At 30.3% G+C, this 26,249-nt stretch carries 22 protein-coding genes; 8 read left to right on the top strand and 14 right to left on the bottom strand.

Annotated features, from left to right (window positions below; all coding sequences use genetic code 11):
* Nucleotides 1-102 precede the first annotated feature (102 nt).
* Nucleotides 103-1,890 (top strand): ABC transporter ATP-binding protein, encoded by a 1,788-nt coding sequence (locus tag ACFO3U_RS12650; RefSeq protein WP_379743033.1) that lies wholly within the window; start codon nucleotides 103-105, stop codon nucleotides 1,888-1,890.
* A gap of 244 nt (nucleotides 1,891-2,134) precedes the next feature.
* On the opposite strand, the gene ACFO3U_RS12645 is transcribed toward ACFO3U_RS12650, so the two are convergent.
* The 11 genes from ACFO3U_RS12645 to ACFO3U_RS12595 form a co-directional block, all read right to left on the bottom strand.
* Nucleotides 2,135-2,569 (bottom strand): hypothetical protein, encoded by a 435-nt coding sequence (locus tag ACFO3U_RS12645; RefSeq protein ID WP_379743030.1) that lies wholly within the window; start codon nucleotides 2,567-2,569, stop codon nucleotides 2,135-2,137.
* An 8-nt stretch (nucleotides 2,570-2,577) separates the two neighbouring features.
* Nucleotides 2,578-3,045, bottom strand: coding sequence for a helix-turn-helix domain-containing protein (locus ACFO3U_RS12640; RefSeq protein ID WP_379743027.1), 468 nt, complete (start codon nucleotides 3,043-3,045; stop codon nucleotides 2,578-2,580).
* A gap of 1 nt (nucleotide 3,046) precedes the next feature.
* Entirely contained in the window at nucleotides 3,047-3,616 is a 570-nt protein-coding gene (locus ACFO3U_RS12635) for a hypothetical protein (RefSeq protein ID WP_379743024.1), read from the bottom strand.
* A 264-nt stretch (nucleotides 3,617-3,880) separates the two neighbouring features.
* Nucleotides 3,881-5,332, bottom strand: coding sequence for an FAD-dependent oxidoreductase (locus ACFO3U_RS12630; RefSeq protein WP_379743021.1), 1,452 nt, complete (start codon nucleotides 5,330-5,332; stop codon nucleotides 3,881-3,883).
* A gap of 169 nt (nucleotides 5,333-5,501) precedes the next feature.
* Nucleotides 5,502-7,346, bottom strand: a complete 1,845-nt coding sequence (locus ACFO3U_RS12625; protein WP_379743018.1) for a PLP-dependent aminotransferase family protein — start codon at nucleotides 7,344-7,346, stop codon at nucleotides 5,502-5,504.
* A 122-nt stretch (nucleotides 7,347-7,468) separates the two neighbouring features.
* On the bottom strand, nucleotides 7,469-8,644 hold the full coding sequence (locus tag ACFO3U_RS12620) for a hypothetical protein (protein WP_379743015.1): 1,176 nt from the start codon (nucleotides 8,642-8,644) through the stop codon (nucleotides 7,469-7,471).
* Between the two features lie 62 nt (nucleotides 8,645-8,706).
* Complete coding sequence (locus ACFO3U_RS12615; RefSeq protein WP_379743012.1) at nucleotides 8,707-10,947, bottom strand: cation:proton antiporter domain-containing protein; 2,241 nt, start codon at nucleotides 10,945-10,947, stop codon at nucleotides 8,707-8,709.
* Between the two features lie 128 nt (nucleotides 10,948-11,075).
* Nucleotides 11,076-12,422 (bottom strand): adenylosuccinate lyase, encoded by a 1,347-nt coding sequence (gene purB, locus ACFO3U_RS12610; RefSeq protein ID WP_379743009.1) that lies wholly within the window; start codon nucleotides 12,420-12,422, stop codon nucleotides 11,076-11,078.
* A 196-nt stretch (nucleotides 12,423-12,618) separates the two neighbouring features.
* A complete protein-coding gene (locus tag ACFO3U_RS12605; protein ID WP_379743006.1) occupies nucleotides 12,619-13,308 on the bottom strand; it encodes an SIR2 family NAD-dependent protein deacylase in 690 nt (229 codons plus the stop codon).
* A gap of 86 nt (nucleotides 13,309-13,394) precedes the next feature.
* Complete coding sequence (locus ACFO3U_RS12600) at nucleotides 13,395-14,177, bottom strand: anti-sigma factor (RefSeq protein WP_379743003.1); 783 nt, start codon at nucleotides 14,175-14,177, stop codon at nucleotides 13,395-13,397.
* Nucleotides 14,170-14,700: an RNA polymerase sigma factor gene (locus tag ACFO3U_RS12595; RefSeq protein ID WP_379743000.1), complete on the bottom strand. Its 531-nt coding sequence runs from the start codon at nucleotides 14,698-14,700 to the stop codon at nucleotides 14,170-14,172. Before ACFO3U_RS12595 ends, ACFO3U_RS12600 begins: the two co-directional genes overlap by 8 nt.
* Nucleotides 14,701-14,810: 110 nt before the next feature.
* Here ACFO3U_RS12595 and ACFO3U_RS12590 point away from each other — a divergent pair, with 110 nt between their 5' ends.
* The 5 genes from ACFO3U_RS12590 to ACFO3U_RS12570 all read left to right on the top strand — a co-directional run bounded on the left by ACFO3U_RS12590 (nucleotide 14,811) and on the right by ACFO3U_RS12570 (nucleotide 20,435).
* Complete coding sequence (locus ACFO3U_RS12590; protein ID WP_379742997.1) at nucleotides 14,811-15,458, top strand: DUF4331 family protein; 648 nt, start codon at nucleotides 14,811-14,813, stop codon at nucleotides 15,456-15,458.
* A gap of 29 nt (nucleotides 15,459-15,487) precedes the next feature.
* On the top strand, nucleotides 15,488-16,048 hold the full coding sequence (locus ACFO3U_RS12585; RefSeq protein ID WP_379742994.1) for a DUF4331 family protein: 561 nt from the start codon (nucleotides 15,488-15,490) through the stop codon (nucleotides 16,046-16,048).
* A gap of 83 nt (nucleotides 16,049-16,131) precedes the next feature.
* Nucleotides 16,132-17,436, top strand: coding sequence for a tetratricopeptide repeat protein (locus ACFO3U_RS12580; RefSeq protein WP_379742991.1), 1,305 nt, complete (start codon nucleotides 16,132-16,134; stop codon nucleotides 17,434-17,436).
* Between the two features lie 9 nt (nucleotides 17,437-17,445).
* Complete coding sequence (locus tag ACFO3U_RS12575) at nucleotides 17,446-19,656, top strand: TonB-dependent receptor (protein ID WP_379742988.1); 2,211 nt, start codon at nucleotides 17,446-17,448, stop codon at nucleotides 19,654-19,656.
* Nucleotides 19,657-19,778: 122 nt separating this feature from the next.
* A complete protein-coding gene (locus ACFO3U_RS12570; RefSeq protein ID WP_379742986.1) occupies nucleotides 19,779-20,435 on the top strand; it encodes a TrmH family RNA methyltransferase in 657 nt (218 codons plus the stop codon).
* Here the strand turns inward: ACFO3U_RS12570 and ACFO3U_RS12565 are convergent.
* Together ACFO3U_RS12565 and ACFO3U_RS12560 are read right to left on the bottom strand one after the other, a co-directional pair.
* Nucleotides 20,430-21,209 (bottom strand): carboxypeptidase-like regulatory domain-containing protein, encoded by a 780-nt coding sequence (locus tag ACFO3U_RS12565; RefSeq protein WP_379742983.1) that lies wholly within the window; start codon nucleotides 21,207-21,209, stop codon nucleotides 20,430-20,432. The genes ACFO3U_RS12570 and ACFO3U_RS12565 overlap by 6 nt on opposite strands.
* A gap of 71 nt (nucleotides 21,210-21,280) precedes the next feature.
* Nucleotides 21,281-23,134: a DEAD/DEAH box helicase gene (locus ACFO3U_RS12560; protein WP_379742981.1), complete on the bottom strand. Its 1,854-nt coding sequence runs from the start codon at nucleotides 23,132-23,134 to the stop codon at nucleotides 21,281-21,283.
* A 168-nt stretch (nucleotides 23,135-23,302) separates the two neighbouring features.
* Between ACFO3U_RS12560 and ACFO3U_RS12555 the strand changes: the two genes are divergently transcribed.
* Complete coding sequence (locus ACFO3U_RS12555; RefSeq protein ID WP_379742978.1) at nucleotides 23,303-23,908, top strand: trimeric intracellular cation channel family protein; 606 nt, start codon at nucleotides 23,303-23,305, stop codon at nucleotides 23,906-23,908.
* Here ACFO3U_RS12555 and ACFO3U_RS12550 read toward each other — a convergent pair.
* Complete coding sequence (locus ACFO3U_RS12550) at nucleotides 23,905-24,480, bottom strand: non-canonical purine NTP diphosphatase (RefSeq protein ID WP_379742975.1); 576 nt, start codon at nucleotides 24,478-24,480, stop codon at nucleotides 23,905-23,907. The two genes, ACFO3U_RS12555 and ACFO3U_RS12550, sit on opposite strands and share 4 nt — an antisense overlap.
* 415 nt (nucleotides 24,481-24,895) lie before the next feature.
* Between ACFO3U_RS12550 and ACFO3U_RS12545 the strand changes: the two genes are divergently transcribed.
* Nucleotides 24,896-26,152 (top strand): aminotransferase class I/II-fold pyridoxal phosphate-dependent enzyme, encoded by a 1,257-nt coding sequence (locus ACFO3U_RS12545; RefSeq protein ID WP_379742972.1) that lies wholly within the window; start codon nucleotides 24,896-24,898, stop codon nucleotides 26,150-26,152.
* Nucleotides 26,153-26,249 lie beyond the last annotated feature (97 nt).

Raw genomic sequence — 26,249 nt, 5'->3', positions numbered from 1 at the left:
TTTTCGGGAAGTTTTCTTTTTTACAGACTTTAGAATCTCATTTTTAGCTTTATATTTGAAGTATAGGAAAATGACAGAAAAATCAAAAAATTAAAACACTAAATGGCTCGATTTAAAGAGAATGATTTACCCAAATCAAAACTTAATGCTAGTACCTTAAGCAAAGCACTTCAAATATTCAACTATGCCAATAATCATAAATGGAAATTCTATCTAGGCTTACTATTTCTACTTTTAACCGGTGGAACTGCCTTGGCTTTCCCAAAGTTATTAGGAATGTTGGTCGATTGTGTGAATGATAAAGATTTAGTCAAAGCTAAAAATATAGCTTTAGGATTGATGGTCATTTTATTATTGCAATCTTTTTTCTCCTTTTTTAGATTATCACTGTTTATTAATTTTACCGAAAATACGTTAGCTAATATCCGATTGGCTTTATATAGTAATCTGATTAAATTACCCATGACATTCTTCTCCCAAAAAAGAGTAGGAGAATTGAATAGTAGAATCAGTTTAGATATTACTCAAATTCAAGATACTTTAACGACAACTATTGCTGAATTTTTAAGGCAATTTATTTTAATTATTGGAGGTGTTATTTTTCTAGCAACCATAAGTTTAAAACTAACGTTGATGATGCTTTGTATTGTTCCTGTTGTGGCTGTTGCAGCTGTTATTTTTGGAAGATTTATTAGAAAATTTTCTAAAAGTGTACAAGATCAAGTAGCCGAAAGTCAGGTGATTGTGGAAGAAACGATGCAAGGAATTTCTAATGTAAAAGCTTTTGCTAATGAATGGTACGAAATTGCTCGTTACAAAGGAAAAATCAGTGAAGTCGTAAAATTAGCCATCAAAGGTGGAATTTATCGCGGTTATTTTGCTTCTTTCATCATATTTTGTTTGTTTGGAGCCATTGTTGCTGTGGTTTGGTATGGTGTTACTTTGTGTATTAATGGTGAAATAAAAGGAATTGGAGAATTAATTTCTTTCGTATTGTATTCTACTTTTATTGGAGCTTCTTTTGGTGGAATTGCCGAATTGTATGCCCAAATTCAGAAAGCTGTTGGAGCAACCGAACGAGTTTTTGAATTGTTAGACGAAGTTCCTGAAAAAATAAATGCGACTCAAAATCATTCTACTCAAAAAATAAAAGGTACAGTAAGTTTTAAAAACGTTGGTTTTTCTTATCCATCAAGACCAGAAATAGAGGTGTTGAAAGACGTAAACTTTGAAGCAGGTTTTGGTCAAAAAATAGCTATTGTTGGTCCAAGTGGTGCAGGAAAATCGACTATTTCGTCTCTTTTATTGCGTTTTTATGACATTGATAAAGGTGAAATTTTAATTGATGACAAGAACATTTACGACTATGATTTAGAAAATCTTCGTGGCAATATGAGTATAGTACCACAAGATGTTATTCTTTTTGGAGGAAGTATTCGTGAAAATATAACTTATGGAAAACCTGATGCTTCCGAAGAAGAAATAGTACTTGCAGCCAAGCAAGCCAACGCTTATGAATTTATAAATGGTTTCCCTGAAAAATTAGATACTTTGGTTGGAGAACGAGGCATAAAACTTTCTGGTGGTCAAAGACAACGTATTGCCATTGCTCGTGCTTTGCTGAAAAACCCAAGTATTTTAATTTTAGATGAAGCGACTTCTTCTTTAGACAGTGAAAGCGAAAAATTGGTGCAAGAAGCTTTAGAAAATTTAATGAAAGGTAGAACCAGCATTATCATTGCTCACCGACTTTCAACGATTAGAAGTGCTGATGCCATTTTGGTTTTAAACGATGGAAAAATAGTAGAACAAGGAACCCACAAAGAATTACTAGAAATAGAAAACGGAATTTATAAGAATTTGAGTAGTTTGCAGTTTAGTGAGTACTAGTTTAGTTGGTAGTGTTCAATGAATGATTTAATAAAAAAGTCCTCAATCTAGAGGACTTTTTTTGTTAGAATCTAAATTTTTTAAATAATTCATAATTTTTTTTTAATCTACCTTTATAATCACTTGATGAGTGAATTAAAGTTAAAATTTGTGAATTAAGATTTAATTAAAAATTTGTAATTATTTTATAATTAATTGAGAACAAAACTAAAAGCGATATTGCTTTACAACTAATTTTTAATATTTAGAATTCAAAAGTTACATCTTCTACAAGTATATTATTAACATCAATTGTTGGTAGAAGAAATTCATTAAATGGTGTTCCTTCAGTTTTGGCATGTAAAATTCCTCTTGCTGAACCAATTGTCAATACTGCAAAATGAACAGCAAGATTTTTTGTTACTAAATATGTGTTATTATTTTGTTTCACTTTATTTATAAAATCGTTTTTTTCAATTTGAAATAACGCTTGTACTTCAAGAATTAAAAAAGGTTGATCTTTCTTTTTTTCAAAAGAAAAACGAGTATTACAAGTGACAGTTTGATCTTCAATGTCCAAACCATAGCCTAAACCTGTAATTAGGTTTGTTTCACCAGATTTTTTGTACGCTTTATCTATAGTAGCGAATGATACAGTTCGAAGGCCTGTGAAAGCAAAGCCTAGTTTATTGTAATTCATTATATTAGTTATATTTGATTTGCCGTATAAATATATGAATTCATATTTTCTATATTCGTATTTAAAAAAGGATTTTGTTTAATTATCTTCTTTGATGTCATATTTTCTTCTATAAATTTATGTTTACGTTTATGTACAATTTGCATAGAATAATGTATTATTGGAGAATGAGAGCTTTTTATTGTCATTATTTTAGGAGATGTAATATTTACTTCTAGCGCATCAGCTATTTTATCTATCGTTTCAAAAGTTAGATTAGCTTTTGCTCTTAAGATTTTATTTATCTGTTGAGCACTTACTCCCATTTTATCTGCTAAATCTATTTGCTTGATGTTATGTAAATCCATATAGTCCATAAGCTCTAATGCAAATGCTTGAGCTCTAGTAATATTTCTTCTATTATTATGATCTTGTTTAGCTCTCGTTTTCCACTGTGTAGCTGTTTTCGTAATCATTTTGTTTAAGTTTTTTTCCATTTTATAATTCTGTAGAATTTGTGATGTTCTCTTGTTTTAACCAATTTTTTAGATAAATCATTTTATCTAACTCTAATTTTAAAACTTCTGTATCATTCATTTTATCAACTAATTTGATACCAGCACCAGTTATGATAATTGCATTATTTCCAACACGTACCCCATATAAACGTAATAAGGAACCTTTTTCATATGTGTACATTTTTCTTCTCCCAGGATCGTCATAACGTTCAGTTTTTGATAGTTCAACAAATTCATCAAATAATAGCTCAAAACAATCACCATTCTGTGAGTTTTCACTAATTTCATTTAATTTGTCAAATAAATCAGCAGCTTCTTGAAGTACATCAGTTGCTAAAAATGTTAAGTTATGATTTTTAAATGCACCTTGCTTCCATCCTGATTTGGAAGATTTGATAAAATTTCGCACAAATAATGGATCTTGAAGCTGATCCTGTATTTTATCCAATTCTGTTTCATACTCTTTTGGTGTTTGATAAAAAGAACAATTAACAAAGTTTGCTAGATACACACCTTGATATTGTTCGTCAAATGTACTAAATATTTTCATAAAATCAACCTGTAGGTTTATTTTTTTGTCAAAATTAACATTTTTAAAGATATTTTAACCATTAGTTTTAAAAAATTATTAACATAATATCTAGTTTTTTTATTCAAAAAAATATAAAAATTCAATAATGCTTTTTTATTTTTAGTTTATATTTATTCACCATAAAGAAATAAATATCCTACTACTTTAAACCAAAAATAATAAAAACTTATAAATAAAAATTCCATCAATTAAATAAAATCATAATTCTAATTGCATTAATAACTATTTCCCTTTCAAACAACTACCTCTAGGTTGATCATTTTCCTGTAATACAATATCAGAATGTAAAAATTGGGCTGCTTCGGCTGAGTCTTTTACTTTTTTGGCACTTCGTTTTAACATTTCGGTTTCAAAATTGGTTAAGACACTTTTTCTAATGCCTTTTTCTTTCCAATTAGAAAATGGGCCACAACTTTTGTAGATTTCTCGTGCTAATGAAAGTGCATCTAACAACGCTTGGTTAGCTCCTTGTCCTTTAAATGGACTCATTGGGTGTGCTGCGTCTCCAATTAAGGTGATTTTATTTCCTTTGGCTAATAATTCAGGTTGCAATAATTCTCGATCATACACAGGATAACCAGAAATTTGTGTGGCTTTGGTAGCTTTTATAATTTGTGGAATAGGTGAGTGCCATTGGGTTCTTTTACAAGCTTCTTCTTTTAATGCTTCGCAACCTTTGGCACTTAAGGTTTTGGCTTGTTCTTCTGCCATCGGAAAACTCAATTGCCACATCACTGAATTAGCATCATAAGGCATCATGTAAATACGTTCATTACCATTTCCCGTTTGAAAAACCGTAGCTGAATCCAACAAAGAACTTTCAACACCTTCAAGCGCTGACAAAGGACAAATGCCCAATATCACTATGCAATCCAAATAGCGCAGAGGAGTAATTGCATCACCAGTCAACAAATTTCGAACAGCACTTCTAATTCCATCGGCTCCAACTACTAAATCAGCTTTAGTGTTTTTTATTTTTCCATCAACTTGAAAAGTTAAATCAACCGTTTTATCGTCATTTTCTTTAAAATCAACTAATTGATGGTTCCATTGCACAGCATCATTTCCTCCCAATTGTTCTAACAAAGCCAAACGCAACGCTTGCCGAGCAATATGAATGTTTGTACGTTTTGGAGTTTTTTTGGAATCGGATGACATCCATTTTCGCATTCCCCATTCTCCAACGACTTTTCCTTCTGGAGTATGTACCAAATGTCTTGTCGAAACTACACCTTTATCTAACGAAAAAATTCCGAATCCTTGAATGGCTTTACTCGCTTGTTGTAAAGTCAGACCATATCCTTGTGAACGTGCTTCAAAGTTGGCATCGCGTTCATAAAGTGTGAAAGGAATTCCTCGATGCAAACATGCAACTGCTAAAGCTACACCACCAATTCCAGCACCAATAATGGCCACATGTGGATAATTTTCTGCATCAGGAATAGTAGGATTATCACTTGGAATCAATCCAGAACCGGAACAATTTAAACAAGAACTCAAGTGTGCTTTTGGTTTAACTGGAGCAACTTCTTGCTTATCCGATTTTTCAAAAGCCTCTAGTTCTTTTTGATACTTTAAACGCACTTTCTTTTTAAGCTTCTGGCTTTTTTTGCCTCGACCTTTGCATTCGGGACAAACTTTCCAATGGGCTTTATTGTTGGATGCGTTTTTCAATTTGTTTGTTTTTTTAACCGCAGATTCGCAGATTTTTAATTTTTTAGCGTGTTGTGCTTGATATCATTTATATTTTATTCACAAAGTCTAAAAACACTTTTTTGTACTATTTTGAATAATTTATTCACTCTAAAAATCTGTGAAACTGCAGTCAATTTTATATTTAAGCTTAAATTAAATTCACAAAATCTAAAAACACTTTTTTGTGTAATTCTAAATCCATATTGGCAGAAAGAGCTACACGAGCAATATAATCTTTGTCTCCTTCTTTAGTTGTTCCTTGGGTTGAAGTGGCTGGAATGGTCCAATAGCAACCTTTTAATTGGCCATAACTCACACAATATTTGCTTTCATTTGGGATTTCGGTAATCATTAAATTAATTAATTTATGATTCAAATCTCTTTTGTAAGCTTCTCTTTCTGCATCAGTTGCTCCTTTTGTAGGAAGATCTAATGAAAAAACAGAAGGTGTAAAGCCTTGATTAGCCAATTCTTCCGAAACAAAATTAATTTTTGCAGTTGGTAACACTTCGTGAATATAGTTTACAAATTCGCGTGTGTTTTTGTATGCATCTTTGATTCTTTGATTCATGGAAGGCAATTGTTCTGCTAATATTTCATATTGTAAAGCAGTTGCTTCGTTATCGCAAAGGGTTAAATGTTCTTCAATTTTTTGCATCAACGTTTCGGCTTTTTCGTTCCCAACACAATAACCAGCCGTGCATTTTCCACCACTTGGAAATTTTGAACCACTTGCATAAGAAATTCCTCTAACCGTTGAAAGCAATTTTCCTTCTCCTAAAAAGTGCACATTCGGACAAAACGTTTGATCCAAAATAAAAACAGGAGCAATAGCAATTTCTCCAGTTGAAGTTTTTCTTTTTTTGCTTAAAACTTCTTTTAGTTGATCTAAATCTGGAACTTCAACTCTTGGATTGGTTGGAATTTCTGCAATGATGTATGGAATGGCATCTTCATGAGCAATTTGGTTTAAAACTTTTTCGGTGCTTTGAACCATATCATTTTCACCATCTACAGGTAAATCTACAATTTCGACATTATCGATACACGCAGCAACACGTCTGGCTTGATCGTTTGTACCACCATAACAATTCGGAGGAACTATGAATTTAATGGCTTTTCCTTTGTGATTTTCCAAAGCATCATGAATTAAACCCATCATAATCGCATATTGAATCGACAAACCACTAGAAGCCACCAAAGGTTTTGAATTCGTATCCGTAATTTGTTTAATGGAATTTAAAACTGATTTTTTGTTTTCTTCAACTCCAGTTGTTTTAATTTTGAAACTAGTATTTTGTACTAAAATTTCTAAAACTTCTAAACAATTGGAAGGAGTCATGGCAACCGTTTCTCTTCTTCTAACGTGTTGGATTTCTGAAATGTAATTTTCATTTTGTGTTCCGTTTACTAATAAAATACTTCCTAAATGCGCATAATTAGAAATATAAAAATCAATATTTGGATTGAAATCTATTGGTGCAAAACCTTCTTGATTTGAAATAAAAACAGTGCTTCCGTCAAATTTTGTAATTTCATTTGGATTTGAAACTTTGTTTAGTTGAAAGTTATAACCATAGACAGTTCTTATAATTTCAGCATCAAAAAAATCAGGTAATTCATTGGTATAAACGATTTGTGTTTTTTTGTTTTCCAACAAATTTTTTCTCAAAATCGCTAAAACAGGAACATTCTTAGATTGAAAACTGATAACGTTTTCGGTTTTTAGATTGTTGATTTTAGCAATTCCCCATTCTAAAACACAAGATAATGGATGTCCTAAACGAATGTAATCATAAGCTGTTGGTAATTCGTTTAAAGCTTCTGTATCATAAATATTATTGCTGTATAATTTTTCAAAACCCACTAAAAATTCAGTTTTAGCTAAGGCTTCATTGTAAATATCCAATCGATGTGTTGTGATATCCAACCAACCTTTTGGACTATTTTTTAATACATTTTTTATGAAATTTAGTATGTTGTTGTCTTGCATTATTTCTCTTTTAAATAAGGCTGCAAGTTACGTTATTTTGGTTGGTTTTGAAAGTGGGAATTGGAGGTTTTGTGGTTGGTGAAAAGTTAAAAATCCATTAGTGTTTGCTAATGGATTTTTATTTATGGTGTAACTAGTTCTTGTTTTAGTTTTTCTAATGTTGTTTCTTTTAGGTTGAGTTCGAAATTAGGTTTACTATTTATATCAATGTAGAAAGTATCGTAGTAGATTTTTTCATTGTTACCAGTGTAAATTATAGCTTTAATTTTTCCTGAGATTTTTAGGTTTTTTTCGAAATTACCGTCAAAATTTAGAATTATATTATTTGTCATTGATTTTAAATCTAAATAATTAAAGCAAATTAAAAATTCATTTTCTTTAAATTTTGCAGATGAAATACTGATTTTTTTAGATTCAAATTTTGATAACCTATCAATATTAATCCAACCAAGTTTTGTTGAACTGAAATTATATAAAAATGAACTGTTTTTAAAAAATACTTCTCTGTTTTTAATTTTTTTCTTTTTTTGTGAATTAGATAAAGTTTTGTCATTTTTTATATCCTCATATTTGTCAACTTTTTTAGATTTGCTATTTTCATCAAATATATCTAATTCTTCATTTTCAGGAATAATTATAGGAATTTCTACACTATTTACTTCTTGCATGAGCTTTGATAATTCAATGGAATCTTGTCTTTTTACTTTAGTTAAATCTTCAGTTTTGACTTCCTTATAATAACCACCTTTACCATTCATTAAACCAAATTTATAATTTCTAACAATATCAGGAATATCCACATACATTTTTTCATCACTCAACTTCCATCTAAAAATGGAATCATTATCATTATAATAGATATTACTATTTGATAAAGGTTTGTTTGCAACTTCTACATTGTAATTTTTCCCTTTTTTAATGTTTAATTGTTTTCCTTCTTCTTTAAAATTGATATAAAACATTCCTGATGATTCTAATAATTCATCTTTATTAGTTATTGTAGATAAATTGTTTAAAATCATGTCTTCTTTTGTGTAAAATTCTTTTAATTCAAAAGTAACTTTACCATTGGTGTAATTCTCAAATAAGTCTTTTGGTATAAAAATTTTAGTTCCTTTTTTACCTGTAAATAATGTATCTTCTTTCAATATAAATTTAAAGGTTTGAAGTTTATCTGTTTTAAATGAATTTGCTAAATCTTTGATTTTTGAAATAGGAGTATTGTCCGTCTCAACTTTTTTTTCTTCTTGGCAAGAAATGAAAATGATTGCAACAAAAAAGAGAATAGTTTTTTTCATGGAATAGTTTTTTGGTTGATTTTAAATTCAAAACAAAACCCATGCCATTTGTTAATGAGATGTTAATTTGATGAACTAAAAAACGAAGCAATCTTTTTTCGATCACCAACTACCCAAACAATATCGTTTTTACTCAAAATAAAATTAGATTCAGGATTTAAAATTCTTCTTCCATTGTGTTCGACACCAACTACTAAGCCTTTTGTTTTTTCTCTTAATTCAGATTCCCTTATGGTTAAACCAATGAAATCTTGGTGTTCTAATTCAAATTGTTGTAGAATAATATCTGAATCTTCTTCTTCGATGACTTTTACTTCATGTTTTTTCAAATAATTTCCAAATTCCTTGACTTGAGCATCTGTTCCAATGACAAAAATTTCATCACTAGGATATAGTTTTTCATATTTGGTTGGAACATTAATGTGTAAATTTCCACGTTTTATGTAAGCAATATTGACTCCAATATCTTCTCTAATTTTGATTTCTTCCAAAGGTTTTCCCACCAAATCAGATTCTGGAACAATTTCAAAATTTGCCATGTGACCATCCCAAGGAGATAAATTATTACGATTTATTTTCTTGACAGAAAGTTCTCTTTGGTTGTAATTTTTGACAAATCTATTTTCAATTTTCACATATAATCTGTTGATTTTTTTTGGAAAAATTAAGATTAAAATAACAGCTACCACAAAAGCTAAAACAGCTGTTCCTGGTGAGAAGAAATTGTTTAACATCATTCCAATAAAAAATAAACCAATGACCATTCTAATAAAAACTAATACAGCTATTGGACCATAATGTTTTTTGTTTTTCAATAATTCTTGTACTTCATTAGGAGCAATTCTTCGCAATGATAAAGCCCATAAAAAAGGAGTAATAATTAGAAATGTTATGATTGCAGTAACAACATTTCCATAACTATAATCATCCATCAATGGCATCAAAAATCGTTTTGACATTTGAATAATGGCCACTAAAATAATGGAATGAATAGTGACTTGAAAAATATAATCTTTTATGACTTTTCTCCAAGTGCTCACGGTTTTTATAGCTTGAGCATTGGCACTATAAATTTCAATTCGTTTTACCCATCTTTTTGGTAACTTTTTCTCAATAAAACCTGCAACTGGAGTTGCGTATTTTATCATAAAAGGAGTTGTAAAAGCCGTTACAGCTGAAACTGCTACAACAATAGGATACAAGAAATCACTAGTAACATTTAAGGATGCCCCAAGAGTTGCAATAATAAATGAGAATTCACCAATTTGTGATAAACTCATACCAGTTTGAACGGATTCTTTTAAAGGTTGTCCAGAAATTATAGTTCCAATTGTTGAAGTTATAGATTGACCAAAAATGGTAACCAAAGTCAAAATCATTACTGGAAAAGCATATTCAACTAAGGTTTCTGGATTAATAAGCATTCCAACAGAAACAAAGAAAACTGCACCAAATAAATCTTTTACAGGTTTTACTAAATGTTCAATATGTTCTGCTTCATTGGTTTCTGCAATAATTGAACCCATAATAAAAGCTCCTAAAGCTGGAGAAAACCCAACACCAGCTGCAAAAATTACCATGAATAAACATAAAGCTAATGAAATAATTAATAGCATTTCATCAGTAAATAAAGGCTTTAATTTTCTTAATAAAGTTGGAATAAAGAAGATTCCAGAAACAAACCAAATGATTAAAAAGAAACCTAATTTAAATAATGATTGAATCAGTTCTGCACCAGAAAATTGCTGACTTACTGCAATGGTTGATAGTAAAACCATCATTAAAATAGCTACAATATCTTGGACAATTAAAGCTCCAATTACGTTTCCTGTAAATTTTTGGGATTTTACACCTAATTCATCAAAAGCTTTTAGAATAATTGTTGTGGAAGATATGGATAAAATTACACCCAAGAAAATAGAATTCATTTCGTTCCAACCCATAAATTTTCCGGCATAATAGCCAATAATTATCATGGAGATAATTTGTGTTAAGGCTGTTATGGAAGCTGTTCCACCAACTTTTAGTAATTTTTTAAAACTAAATTCGAGTCCTAAACTAAATAAAAGGAATATTACACCAATTTCAGCCCAAACGGTTATACTATTGGTGTCTTTAACTGTTGGAAAAAAAGAAAAGTGTGAACTTGCTAAAAATCCAGCTACTAAATACCCTAAAACTAAAGGTTGTTTTAGTTTTCTGAAAATCAATACAGCAATTGCAGCAGTTATTAAGATTAAACCTAAATCATTAATTAAATTTGGAATGTGAACAGTAGTGTTTGCAACTAATGGTGTTAGCATAAAGTTTTTTTCTAAAGTTAGATATTCGTTTAAATTTAGACAATATTTTTAAATTTAATTAACTTTTTAACCAAAAAAAATCCTGCTAAATGAATAACAGGATTTTCAATATTTTAATTTGAAAGAATTTATATTCCTAAATAGTTGCTAGGTTTAATTTGTTTTAATTCAGATTTAATAGCATCAGAAACATTCAACGTTTCAATGAAAGCATGAATAGATTCTTTATTGATAACAGTGTTAGTTCTAGTTAAATCTTTCAAAGCTTCGTATGGATTAGGATATCCTTCACGTCTTAAAATTGTTTGAATAGCTTCAGCCACAACAGCCCAGTTTTTCTCTAAATCTTCAGCAAATTTAGTTTCGTTCAATAATAATTTGTTTAAACCTTTTAAAGTCGCTTCAAAAGCAATTAAAGTGTGTCCAACAGGAACACCAATGTTTCTTAAAACCGTACTGTCCGTTAAGTCTCTTTGTAAACGAGAAACTGGTAATTTTGCTGAAAGATGTTCGAAAATAGCATTCGCAATTCCCAAGTTACCTTCACTATTTTCAAAATCAATAGGATTTACTTTATGTGGCATTGCAGATGAACCAATTTCACCAGCTTTGATTTTTTGTTTGAAATAATCCATGGAAACATACGTCCAAATATCTCTGTCTAAATCTAAAATGATATTATTGATTCTTTTTAATGCATCAAAAAAGGCAGCAAAATGATCGTAATGTTCAATTTGAGTCGTTGGAAAAGAATGATGTAATCCCAATGATTCTTCAACAAATGAAGTTCCAAACTGTTTCCAATCTTGGTTTGGATAAGCCACTTTGTGTGCGTTGTAATTTCCTGTAGCACCACCAAATTTAGCTGCAAAAGGTACATTGAATAACTGACGCATTTGCTCTTCAATTCGTTCTACGAAAACCAAAATTTCTTTTCCTAATCGAGTAGGAGAAGCTGGTTGTCCATGAGTTCTAGCTAACATAGGTACATCTTTCCATTCCACACTTAGTTCTTTTAATTTTTGTACTAATGCAACAAGAGTTGGCAAATAACAATCTTCAAAAGCTTCTTTTGTAGAAAGTGGAATAGCAGTGTTGTTAATATCTTGAGAAGTTAGCCCAAAATGAATAAATTCTTTAAAATCTTCTAATCCTAAAGCGTCAAATTTACTTTTGATGAAATATTCAACGGCTTTTACATCGTGATTCGTAGTTTTTTCGGTTTCTTTAATCCAAAGAGCGTCTTCTGTACTGAAGTTTTTGTATAAATCACGTAATCCTACATAAACTTTAGCATCTACTTTTTCCAATTGAGGCAAAGGCAATTCGCACAAAGCAATAAAATATTCCACTTCTACTAAAACTCTATATTTTATAAGAGCTTCTTCCGAAAAATATGGAGCTAATGATTTTGTCTTGTTTCTATAACGACCATCGATAGGTGAAATAGCGTTTAATTCAGTAAGATTTTGCATTTTTTTGTGTGTTGTGTTTTAAAGAAATGCAAATTTAGTTATAAGTTATAAGTTATAAGTTATAAGTTTAAAACTTTTTATAAATAAGTAATCTAATTATTTTGATACTAATTTATTATTTCAAATTTACCAACAACCAACAACCAACAACCAACAACCAACAACCAACAACCAACAACCAACAACCAACAACCAACTATTTCAATCTTCTAAATTCCTCTCGAACAATCTTCATTCCTTCAGTAGCAGAAAGAGGAATCACTTTTAAAGGATTGTCTAAATCATAAATGGTTGCTGGTTTTGGATCAATATAATACACTAAAACATCTTCGTTTACATAGTTAATCAAACCAGCTGCAGGATACACTTGTAAAGACGTTCCGATAACTAATAAATAATCTGCTTCTTCTATGGTTTCCATGGCTCTATCCATTTCTGGAACTTCTTCACCAAACCATACTATATGAGGTCTTAATTGAATGTTATTTGAATCTAAATCACCTAAAAGAATATCTTTACTCCATTCGATAATTGAATTTATATCTTGTTCGTTTCTAGCTTTTAATAATTCTCCATGCAAATGAATTACTTTAGTGCTTCCAGCTCGTTCATGTAAATCATCTACGTTTTGAGTGATAATAGTTACATCAAAATCAGTTTCCATTTCAGCTAAAATAGTGTGTGCTAGGTTGGGTTGTACTTCAAAAAGTTGTTTTCTTCTTTTGTTATAAAAATCCAATACCAATTCAGGATTATTTTGATAACCAACTGGTGAAGCTACTTCCATAATATCATGTCCTTCCCACAATCCATCTGCATCTCTAAAAGTTTTGATGCCACTTTCGGCACTTACACCAGCACCAGTGAGTACAACTATTTTCTTCATATGCGAATAATTTGATATAAAGTTAAAAAAAAATCCCTCAGAATAATATAAATTATTTGAGGGATTTAATAGTATTATTTTAAAATTTAAACTTTTCCTAAAGTGTATAATTGTTCTAATGTTGGAGAAACACTTCCACCAGCTGGCTCTAAAGTAATTCCAAACGCTTCAGCTTCTTGAGCATTGTCAACTTTGAAAACTTTTGTATTATCAGCTGTAAAATTGTCTAAAACTCCAATACTTGTAGGTGTTAAAGGACTCAATTTTAAAGCCCAAACTTGATATACTTTTCCTTCTGGAGGAGTTGGTAAACCAGCTACATCTACGTATACTTCTTTAGTTACTTTATTATAGTAAACTTTTGCATAAGAATCAGGAGCAACAGCTTGTCCAGCTAAAGCAACTGCTTGATTGTTATTGTCTCTAAGAATAGCTAAAACCGTTTCTGCTTCTTTTTTCTCTAATTCTAAATCTACAATTGATTCTTGCATCACTGATTTTTCAGCACCCAATTTATCAATTACTTGATTCGATTCATTTAATTTATTGAATTGTAACCCAAAACCAACTACTAATACTGCAGCTACTGCCCATCCAATATAAGATGACCAACTTGTCTTAGGTTTCATTTCAATTACTCTTCTTTTTTCTAATAATTGATTTCTTATTTTTTCATAGTTAACTGCCGATAATCTTGGAGCTACACTTTGAGATAAATCAATTACAGCATTTTCTATAGCTAAAACTTCCTGCTTAACTTCAGGATGTTTAGCTATCATTTCTTTTACTTCTAAAATTTCGTCGTCAGGTAACTTACCAAAAACGTATAATTCTAGAATTCCTGTGTCTATGTACTCTTTACTAGTCATGGATCATTTTTCTTAATTCGTTCATACAATTTCTATTGTTCGTCTTCACTGTACCTAATGGCATTTCCAATTCATCTGATGCTTCTTGTTGTGTATACCCTTTAAAGAACAACAAATCGATTATTTGAATGCATTTAGGTTTCAGCTTCATGATAAACTCTTTTATACCAATTGCGTCTATCATATTGGTCGTTTTTGAGCTGTCTTCGAGTATATGTACGAAATTATCGGAAGATAAGTTTTTTTGACTGTTGTTAAAATTTTTAGAACGTAACTTATCAATGGATGTATTCCTAGCAATATTAAGCATCCAAGTGTATAAACGTCCTTTAGATTCATTGTAAGAATCAATGTTTTTCCAAATTTTTACAAATACTTCTTGAAGCACATCTTCTGCTTCTTCTGTATTTCTAATAAGGTTAAAAATAACCCCATATAAACTCTTTGAATAATTGTCATATAGTAAGGTAAATGACTTATCATCTTTTTTGAGTAGTTCTTTTAGTAAGATTTCTTGTTCCATATTGGTAAAAGTAATAAAAAAATCAAAAAGTAAGATTTTTTTAACGTTTTTAAAACCAAAAACAAATTAACCTCGTAACTGTAGTTATAAATCATATAAAAACTAACAAAATGAAAAAATCAAAAATTTTATTAGGTTTAGCTCTAACAGGAGTTTTAGCTATTACTTTAATCGCAGCGGATCACATTGACGCTCCTGCTGTTGCTGGTGGAAAATCTGACATTACGGATTTTTATGTATTTCAAGGTGAAAACACTGATAATATGGTGTTTGTTGCTAATGTACAAGGTTTAATTAGTCCAGGTGCAAGTTCTTCTGCATCATTTGATGAAAATGTAATGGTAGAGTTCAATATTGATAACAATGGAGACAATGTTGAAGATTTAGTCATACAGGCCATTCCAAGAAATGGTGTAATGTTTTTCTTTGGTCCTGTTGCACCAGGAACACCAGGAACATCAAGTATGGTTAAAACGGATAGCCCATTGGGAAGTATTTCTATAACTCCTTATGGAAACGAAGCTATTGTAACTTCAAATAATGGAGCTAAGATGTTTGCAGGCTTACGCGATGATCCATTTTTCTTTGACTTTGGTCAGTATTCAGCTATAATTGGAGGAACTGCAACTTCATTTAACAATCCTGGAAATGACACTTTTGCAGGTTCTAATGTAATGTCAATAGTTGTTGAAGTTCCAAAATCTACTTTAGGAGGTTCAGGAACATTAAATACTTGGGTTGAAACTAAGAAAAAATAATTTTTAAAAATACTTAAAACAATAATATTATGAAAACAATAAAAAATATAGCAGCTACGGCTTCAGTTCTAATTGCATTTTTATTTATAGGATGTAGTGATGATGATAATGTAGCAAATCAATCAACTGCAAATCAAACACCAATTGATTTTAGTGGCACTTATACTCAACAAGATCAAATGGGTCGTCCAGCAATTAACACAGTATTTGTTAGTTCTGGTGACAAAGATAGTTTCAATACTACAACACCTTCAACAATGGGTTCTAGCTTTCAATCAGCCTTTCAGTCTAAGTTATTAGCTCTTAATGCTGGTTACACAACTAATTTATTAGGATTAGATGCTCCAACTTTCACAACTGTTTTAGCAACTGACGTATTAAATGTTTCTACAACAGCTCCAACAACATTTTATGATGGAACAAATGTCTTAACTGGTAGAGCTTTGGCAGATGATGTTATTGATGTTGAATTAATTTTAATTTTTGGTGGACCAAATGCTACTGATAATCCAGGATTAACTTCTGACAATGTAAGTTCAAATGATAAAGAGTTTTTAACGTCTTTTCCATATTTAGCTTCTCCTTGGTAGAAATTGCTTTACTTAAAAGAGCGTAATTTTATTACGCTCTTTTATTTTCAAACAAAATAAAACTAATTTAAATCCTACATAAAATGAAAACTAACAAAATAATAAAACTATTCCTATTTTTAATAGTACCATTGGTTTTTTCTAATTGTACATCCAAAAAAACAAATCAAGTTACCAATAAAAGAGACTATAATGCTTATTTAGAAGTAAATGATAATAAAAAATTACAAGAAATAAATAAGGAAATTAAATTTTGGCAAACGAAATTTGATGTTGCACCAAACCAGTCTTCTTATTTAATCACATTGGCTTCACAATATTCTCAATTATTTGAAATTACAGGAAAGATTGATGATTTATATAAAGCTGAAAAACTATTATTAGAAGCAAATGAAAAATTTGTGGAAAAAAATGCAGGAATTCACAGAGCTATTGCTCGTAACTATATTTCTCAGCACCGTTTTAAAGAAGCTTTATCACATTTAGAAAAAGCTGAAGAATTAGGTGAGAATAGAATAGGCACAAACAAAATGCTTTTCGATGTTTACATGGAATTAGGAAGCTATGACTTGGCTAAAGATAAATTAACAGCTATCCAAGACAATGATGACTTTGATTATTTAATTCGTTTAGCAAAATGGAATGATCATAAAGGTGATTTAGATACAGCTATTTCTTGTATGGAAAAAGCCTTGAAAATTGCTGAAGATGAAAATAATAAAGGATTAAAAATATGGGTTTATTCTAACATCGGTGATTTTTATGGTCATGCAGGTAGAATTAATGACTCATATAAGTATTATTTGAAAACTTTAAAAGAGGATAATAATAACACTTATGCCTTAAAAGGAATTGCATGGATTACATTTTCTCATGAAAGAAATCCTGAACAGGCTTTGGAAATTATAGACCATATTGAATCAAAACATTTAGTGCCAGATTTATATTTATTGAAAGCTGAAATTGCCGAATATCAAAATGACAAAGTTGAAGAAAATAAAGCAATAAAAAAATATAACGAAATTTTAACTTCTCATGATTATGGAGATATGTATAACAAATACAATGTTTTACTAATGGTTGAAAATCCAAACCAAGTTGATAACGCTTTAAAAATTGCTCAAAAAGAAATTGAAAATAGACCAACACCTGAATCGTATGATTTATTAGCTTGGAGTTATTTCAAATTAGGTGAAAAAGAAAAAGCTTTAGAAATTATTCAAAAACATACAATTAATAAATCTTTTGAGCCTCACATTTTATATCACAATGCTGAAATATTAAAAGCAAATAATAAAACAGCACAAATTGCTCCTATGAAGGAAGAATTATTAGCAAGTGTTTACGAATTAGGACCAGGATTAGAAAGCAAAATAAAAAACTTATAAATTAGCATCATGAAATTATATATAACAGTATTGCTGTTGTGTTGCTACTCAATACTGTCAGCACAAATAGCGAAAGGAAAAATTATAGATTCTGATGAAAGTATTTTAAGTGAAGTTTACATTTTAAATCTAACAACAGATTCTCATTCTCATAGTAATGATTTAGGTGAATTTAGTATTGATAAAACCAACAACGGTGATGCTTTGCGAATTAGCAAATTAGGATATAAAACAATTGTTATTACAGTTGAAAATATAAATAAGCCGTTGTCAATTACCCTTGAAGATGATATTGTTCAATTAAATGAAGTCGTTTTGAGTACAGGAATTAACACAACCAACAACATTGCAAAAATTGATTTAATGACAAATCCTGTGAACTCTTCACAAGAAATTCTTAGAAAAGTACCAGGTTTATTCATTGGTCAACATGCTGGTGGAGGAAAAGCAGAACAAATATTTTTAAGAGGATTTGATGTGGATCACGGAACAGATGTTGCTTTAAGCGTAGATGGAATGCCAATTAATATGGTTTCTCATGCTCACGGACAAGGATATTCTGATTTACACTTTATTATTCCAGAAACAGTAAATAAAATTGATTTTGGAAAAGGTCCTTATAAAGCGAATCAAGGAAATTTTGCAACTGCAGGTTATGTAGGTTTTCAAACTAAAGATAAATTAGATAATAGTTCTATAACATTAGAAGCTGGACAATTCAATACAACACGTATTGTTGGGCTTTTTAACCTTTTAGAAACGAATAAAAAACAAAATGCTTACATAGCAACTGAATACATCTTGACCGATGGACCATTTGATTCACCTCAAAATTTTAATCGATTTAATGTTTTTGGAAAATATAATGTTCAATTAGATAATTCATCAAAATTAACGCTTCAAGCCTCAAGATTTTCAAGTCGTTGGGATGCTTCAGGACAAATTCCAAATCGTTTGGTTGAAAACGGAACAATTTCAAGATTTGGTGCAGTTGATGATACTGAAGGTGGTTTTACAAGCCGAACAAATTTCATTCTTTCGCATCAAAAATCAATTGATGAAAATACTTTTGTGAAAACTAATGTATTCTATTCAAAATATGATTTTACACTTTTTTCAAACTTTACATTTTTTTTAGTTGATCCAATAAATGGTGATCAAATTAAGCAAAAAGAAAGTCGTAATTTATATGGAGCTAATACTGAATTCAATAAAAAAATATTTTTAGATAATAGTGTTGTTTCCTTGCAAAGTGGAGTAGGATTTAGAGCTGATGAAATTGATGGAATAGAATTATCTCGAACTTTAAATAGACAAGAAGTACTTGAAAATATACAATTAGGTGATATTGATGAATCAAATATGTATGGTTATTTTAATTCTGAATTTAAATTTAATAAATTCAAAATTGCTCCAGCAATTCGATTTGATTATTTCAAATTTAATTACCAAAACGCATTGGAACCAATGTTTAAGACATTATCAACTACTGCTGTTAAAGCGTCACCAAAATTAAATTTGAGTTATTCTCAGAATAATAATGTAGAATATTACATTAAATCTGGTTTTGGATTTCATTCAAATGATTCTCGTGTGGCTTTGCAAGAAAATAAAGAAGTTGTACCAAGTGTTTTTGGAGTTGATGTTGGAAACGTATGGAAACCAATCAACAATTTAATAATCAATTCAGCTTTGTGGACTTTATTTTCTGAACAAGAATTTGTTTATGTTGGTGATGCTGGAATAGTTGAAGCTTCAGGAAAATCAAGACGTTACGGAGTAGATTTGGGGTTTAGATACCAACTAAATGATTATGTTTTTGCTGATTTTGATGGAAATTACGCTTTTGCTAGAACTGGAGTAGATTATGGAGAATATATTCCATTGGCACCAAAATTTTCATCAACAGGTGGAATTACTTTAAAAGATTACAAAGGATTTACAGCAGGAATCAAATATAGATATTTAGGAGATAGAGCTGCTAATGAAGATAATTCAGTTATTGCAAAAGGGTATTTTGTTTCAGATTTTAATGTAAATTATAAAATCAACAAATTGAATATTGGGTTAGTTATCGAAAATATTTTTAATACAAAATGGAACGAAACACAATTTTTAACTGAATCTAGGTTGCAAAATGAAGCACAATCAGTAGAGGAAATTCATTTTACACCTGGAACTCCTTTTTTTGCAAAAATAAAAATAGGGTATAATTTTTAATAATCGGTAGGATGATTATTATTGATTAGTTTTTATTTTGTTTGCGTCAGTTTAAGTAATGTTAATTCATCTTAAGCTGACGTTTTTTTTGTAATAGAGTCTAATTAGTTATCTTTGCCAAAATGGAAAATTCAGACTTACTTACCTATTTGGAAGGGTTTCTTTCAGAAAACAGAAAACAACGTTTTTTAGATGTTTTAACTAATCGTACCAAACACTTTACAATTGCAGTTGAAGATGTATTTCAAATGCATAATACTAGTGCTGTAATGCGAAGTTGTGAGGTTTTTGGTATCCAAGAATTAAATATTGTGGAACAGAAATTTGGCAAATCCATTGACAAGCAAATTGCCATGGGAGCTCAAAAATGGGTGGATATTTTTGAACATCCTTCAAGTCAAGCTTGTATTGATAATTTAAGAGAAAAAGGTTATCAAATTATAGCAACAACACCACACAACGACTCGTGCACCATTGAAAATTTTGATATTTCTAAACCTTCTGCTTTGTTTTTTGGAACCGAAAAAGAAGGATTATCTGATGAAGTAATGCAACAAGCGGATGGTTATTTGAAAATTCCTATGGTTGGTTTTACTGAAAGTTTAAATATTTCTGTTTCTGCAGCAATCATCATTCAAGATATTACAAACAGATTAAGAAATTCTACTATCGATTGGCAATTATCTGAAGAAGAAATTTTTGAAAAACGAATTGATTGGGCCAGAAAAACAATAAAAGATATAAAAAATGTAGAAGCTAGATTTTACGAAAATCTATAATCGTTTCAGCATTTTATATTCTTCATAACAGCCACTAATTGCATCTAGAATTTGCAAATCGTTAGCTGAATTGATAAAATCTTTTGAGTAGTTACATTTTTCTAAAATCAATGGAATATCATCTTTGCTAATTTCTAATAAAGATGCTAATGTTTCTCTGTCATACTTTGTCGCTAAAAGCTTTCTGATGTCATCATTAGCTTTCATTTGCTTTAGCTTTTTCATCTCTTTAGATTTATTACTAAAGGTATTATACAAGAAATCAGCAGGATTTAAAACAGAACGAACAACTCTTCCTAAAGCATTTGGTGAACGATCTCCAACTTCATAATAAGCTAATAAACCACTAATGTTACTTCTATAATTATCATTTACCGGAATGATTTTGGTATCAACTTCAAGATAACCAGTAAGATTGTATTGTGAAAGTTTAATTTCTTCTAAGACATAAATCTTTTCCGTAAGCTTGATTTTTGTAGTATTGTTTTTTATCCAGTCATTAGTGATAACTGTTTTAACTGTTTCAAAACCAAGATAGGTAAAAATAATGGTATCATTGACTACACCTTCAATTTCAAATTCACCACTACCATTTGTAATTGTTCCTTTTACTTGAGTTGTATTAATAACATGCACGTTATTCATTGGAAGTAAAGTTTCAATGTTTACAACAGTACCTTTTACTTTTTCAACAACAGCCACCGAATCTTTTTTAGTTTGTGAAAAACCAAAAGAGGTAACAAAAAGGCATAAAAAAACTACAAAATATCTCATTTTTTAAATATTGATTCAAAAATACGAATCAATTAGAGATATTTCGCAGTTTTATAAGAAAATTAACTTATTTATTCGCTTCTTCTTGAGCGTTTCGCTTTTTCAAAGAATCCTTTTGATTCTCCTCCAGAACTTCTTCTTTCTCTTTTTGGAGCATCAGACGAAGAACTTCTTCTTCTTTCTCCACTTCCAGAACTTGAATCTCTTTTAGTGAAATTTCTGCTTCCACCATCACGACTTCCTCTAAATCCACCACCAGAACTTCTTCCACCACTTCTTCCGTTGTGATCTCTTCTTCCAGAGTTTCTAGAACCACCATCATTTTTAGAAATTTCAACGTTGATTCTTCTTCCGTTCATGTCATAACCATTGATTACTGACATTACTTTTTCCATGTGTTCAGCATCTGTATTGAAGAATGAGAATCCTTCTTTTACATCTACTTTGAAAACATCATCTCTTCCTAAATCAAGTGTCTCTTTTAAGAAATCTTTTAACTGCATCCAATCGAAATCATCTCTAGCTCCAATATTGATAAAATATCTTACTGAATCTCCAGCTTTAAACTCTCTTGGTTCAGAACTTCTTTCGTTTCTTTCACCAGAACCTGATAAATCACGTTTCTTTTTGTAGTATTCTAAAAATCTATTAAACTCTACAGAAACAATTTTTTTGATTAATTCATCTTTATCCAAATCAGATAAAACATCATTAATAGCAGGTAAATAGTTGTCAATTTCGTGATCAACTTCTGTATCTTTAATTTTATTAGCTAAGTGTAATAATTGAATTTCACAAATTTCTATACCTGAAGGAATTGTTTTTTCTTCAAATTTTTGTTGGATAATTCTTTCAATAGCTGAAATTTTACGCAATTCACTTTTTGTGATAATTACGATTGAAGTACCTGTTTTTCCAGCACGACCGGTTCTTCCTGAACGGTGATTGTACGTTTCAATTTCATCAGGTAATTGATAATTTACTACGTGGGTAATATCATCAACGTCAATTCCACGAGCAGCAACGTCAGTAGCTACAAGCATTTGAATTTGTCTTCCTCTAAAAGATTTCATTACACCATCACGTTGTGCTTGAGATAAATCTCCATGCAAAGCTGCAGCGTTGTAACCATCTTCAATTAATTTTTCAGCAACAGATTGTGTATCACGTTTTGTACGACAAAAAACTACAGAAAAAATATCTGGATTTGAATCGGCTAAACGTTTTAAGGCTTCATATCTATCACGAGCATTTACTAAGTAAAATTCGTGTGATACTGTTTTTGATCCTGAGTTTTTGTGTCCAACAGTAACTTCAGCTGGTTCTTTCATAAACTTTTTAGCAATACGCGCTACTTCAGCTGGCATTGTTGCAGAAAATAACCAAGTGTTTTTGTCTTCTGGAGTGTCTGATAATATAGAAACAATATCCTCATAGAAACCCATGTTCAACATTTCATCAGCTTCATCCAAAACACAAATGTTTATGTTTTTGATGTTTACCAATCCACGATTAATCATGTCTTGCATTCTACCTGGAGTTGCTACAATTACTTGTGCTCCACGTTTAATTTCTCTTGCTTGTTCTGTGATACTAGCACCACCATAAATTGCCACAGTGTTTAAACCTTTGATGTATTTTGAATACAGTTTAATTTCGTTGGTAATTTGTAAACAAAGTTCACGTGTTGGAGATAAGATTAATGCTTGAGTGCTTCTGTCTTCAACATCTATTTTTTGAATTAGCGGAAAACCAAATGCTGCTGTTTTCCCTGTTCCTGTTTGTGCTAAAGCTACTAAGTCAGTGTTTTGTTCCAATAGTACTGGAATCGCTTTTTCTTGCACTTCTGACGGATTCTCAAATCCTAGATCCTTGATCGCCAGCAGTAACGATTCATTCAGACCTAATTGTTCAAATTTATTCATAAAGTATTTTAAATTGGGTGCAAAGGTACTGATTATAAGTGGTATATGCTAATTATATCTAAAATGTTCAATTTCAGCTCTTTTTATCTTTATAATTAAGAATTTTGATTCTTTGAAGAAGCTAAATATTGTCTATTTTTGACGGATTTTAATTAAATAAATTCAAAAATGTTTCAAATTTTAGATAGTATTGGTGTTTTTGTATTTGCTATTTCGGGAGTTTTATCGGGTTTGAATAAGAGACTCGATGCTTTTGGTGTATTCATAATAGCTTTTGTTACTGCTTTAGGTGGAGGAACTTTAAGAGATGTGCTGATTGGAAAAACACCAGTTGGTTGGATGGGAAACTTAACTTACCTATACATTATACTGTTGGCTTATTTTGTGACACTATTTTTTAAAAGACATTTAGAAAGATTAAGGGTTTCGTTGTTTTTGTTTGATTCAATTGGTTTAGGTGTTTTTACTATTATTGGAATAGAAAAAGGGATTGAATTTGGACTTCATCCTATTATATGTATTACTTTAGGAACTATTACGGCAAGTTTTGGAGGAGTAATAAGAGATATACTTTGTAATGAAATACCAGTAATATTTAGAAAAGAAATTTATGCAACTGTTTGTATTGCTGGAGGAGTTATGTTTTTTCTTTTAAAGCGAGTACATTTAAATCAAGATGTTTTGTATTTGTTAACCTCTTTGTTTATGATTTCTTTTAGACTCTTGGCTGTAAAGTATAAATGGTATTTACCTTCCTTATATAAAAAGGATTAAATTTTAGAAAGAAAATCTATAAGTTGTTTTACTGCAATTCCTCTATGACTAATTGCTGCTTTTTCTTCAATAGATAGTTCTGCAAAAGTTCGAGTATCGTTTTCAGCTGTGAAAATTGGGTCATAACCAAATCCTTGATTGCCAATTTTTTCTTTGATTATATTTCCTTTTACGATTCCTGTAAAAAGATGTTGATTTTTATTAATATTTAGAGCAATTACCGTTTTAAATTGTGCTTTTCTGTTGGTTTTGTTTTCCAAATTAGTAAGCAATTTATCCATATTATCATCAGCATTTTTATGTTCTCCAGCATATCTCGCTGAATAAACACCTGGTTCACCATTTAAAGCGTCAACTTCTAGTCCAGTATCATCTGCAAAACAATCATAAGCATATTTTTCGGTAACATAATTCGCTTTTAGAATTGCATTTCCTTCAATCGTGTCAGCTGTTTCTGCAATTTCTTCCGTGCAACCAATATCTTCTAAACTTAAAATAGTAATTGATTCAGGAAGCATTTGCTGAATTTCTTTAATTTTATTTTGGTTGTTGGAAGCGAAAACGAGTTGCATTATTTTTTAGTTTCAATTGGTTTGTTTTGTTTCAAATTGTTTCAGAAATGGAGCTAGATTTTTGAAAATGAACATTCTAAAAAGTACAAAAGCCGATCTGGAGCGATCGACTTTCATGATGAACGTGTAACCACATTGCTGTGTCGCTCGGTGCAAATATACGTTCATTATTTATTATAATTCTAATTTTTATTCTTTTTTTTTCGAGTTAGTGATAGGAACGGTATCCTTTTGTAATTTAAATTTTTGATAAAAAATCTAAATTACAAAAGATATAGTGGATAGCACGTTGCAAAACAAACAGTTAGTGTTTTTAAATCTATTTTGATGTTTTGCAAACTCCCAAAAATAAATTATTATAATCTCTTTTTTATTTGTATTTTTGCCGGGTTTTTAAAACTATATTTAACATATTATGGTAAAAGATTTATTTGCAAGAATACAAGATAATAAAGGGCCATTAGGTAAATGGGCTTCACAAGCTGAAGGTTATTTCGTTTTTCCTAAATTAGAAGGAGAACTTGGACCAAGAATGACTTTCAAAGGAAAAAAAGTACTTAACTGGTCAATTAATGACTATTTAGGTTTAGCAAATCATCCTGAAGTTAGAAAGGCTGATGCTGATGCAGCTCTAGAATATGGTGCTGCTTATCCAATGGGAGCTCGAATGATGAGTGGTCATACTTCAGTTCATGAGCAATTAGAAAACGAATTAGCTGCTTTTGTACAAAAAGAATCAGCTTATTTATTGAATTTTGGATACCAAGGAATTATGTCATGTATTGATGCTTTGGTAACAAAAAATGACATTATTGTTTATGACGTTGATGCACATGCTTGTATTATAGATGGTGTTCGTTTGCACATGGGAAAACGTTTTACTTACAAGCATAATGACTTGGAAAGTATGGAAAAAAACTTGCAACGTGCTACAAAAATGGCAACTGAAACTGGTGGAGGAATTTTATTCATCACAGAAGGAGTTTTTGGAATGCGTGGTCAACAAGGTAAATTGAAAGAAATTGTAGCTATGAAAGAAAAGTACAATTTTCGTTTATTAGTTGATGATGCTCATGGATTTGGAACATTAGGTAAAACAGGTGCTGGAGCAGGTGAGGAGCAAGGTTGTCAAGATGGGATTGATGTGTATTTTTCAACATTTGCTAAGTCTATGGCAAGTATTGGTGCTTTTTTAGCAGCTGATAAAGATATTATTGATTATTTAAAATATAATTTGCGTTCTCAAATGTTTGCTAAATCATTACCGATGATTCAAACAGTTGGAGCTTTGAAACGTTTGCAATTATTACGTGAAAATCCAGGTTTAAAAGATAAACTTTGGGAAAATGTTAATGCATTACAGAGTGGATTAAAAGAAAAGGGTTTCAATATTGGAGATACTAATACTTGTATTACACCAGTTTATTTAGAAGGTTCTATTCCTGAAGCAATGATAATGGTTAACGATTTACGTGAAAATTATGGTATTTTCTTGTCTATTGTTGTTTATCCTGTGATTCCAAAAGGAATAATTTTATTACGAATGATTCCTACTGCTTCACATACTTTAGAAGATATTAATGAAACGTTGTCTGCTTTTGAAGCAATTCGTGAAAAGTTAGTTAATGGAACTTATAAGCAAATTGCAGCTAAAACAGTAGAAAATGTATAAGAGATTTAAAAAAATAATAGTTTTATAACTATATTTTTTAATGTGTTAAAAAAGTCTGTAATTTTTTTACAGACTTTTTTTTTTGGTTTTAAAATTT

The organism is Flavobacterium ponti (assembly GCF_042652765.1).
Classification (GTDB): Bacteria; Bacteroidota; Bacteroidia; order Flavobacteriales; family Flavobacteriaceae; genus Flavobacterium; species Flavobacterium ponti.
This window is presented reverse-complemented; position numbering and strand designations above follow the sequence as displayed.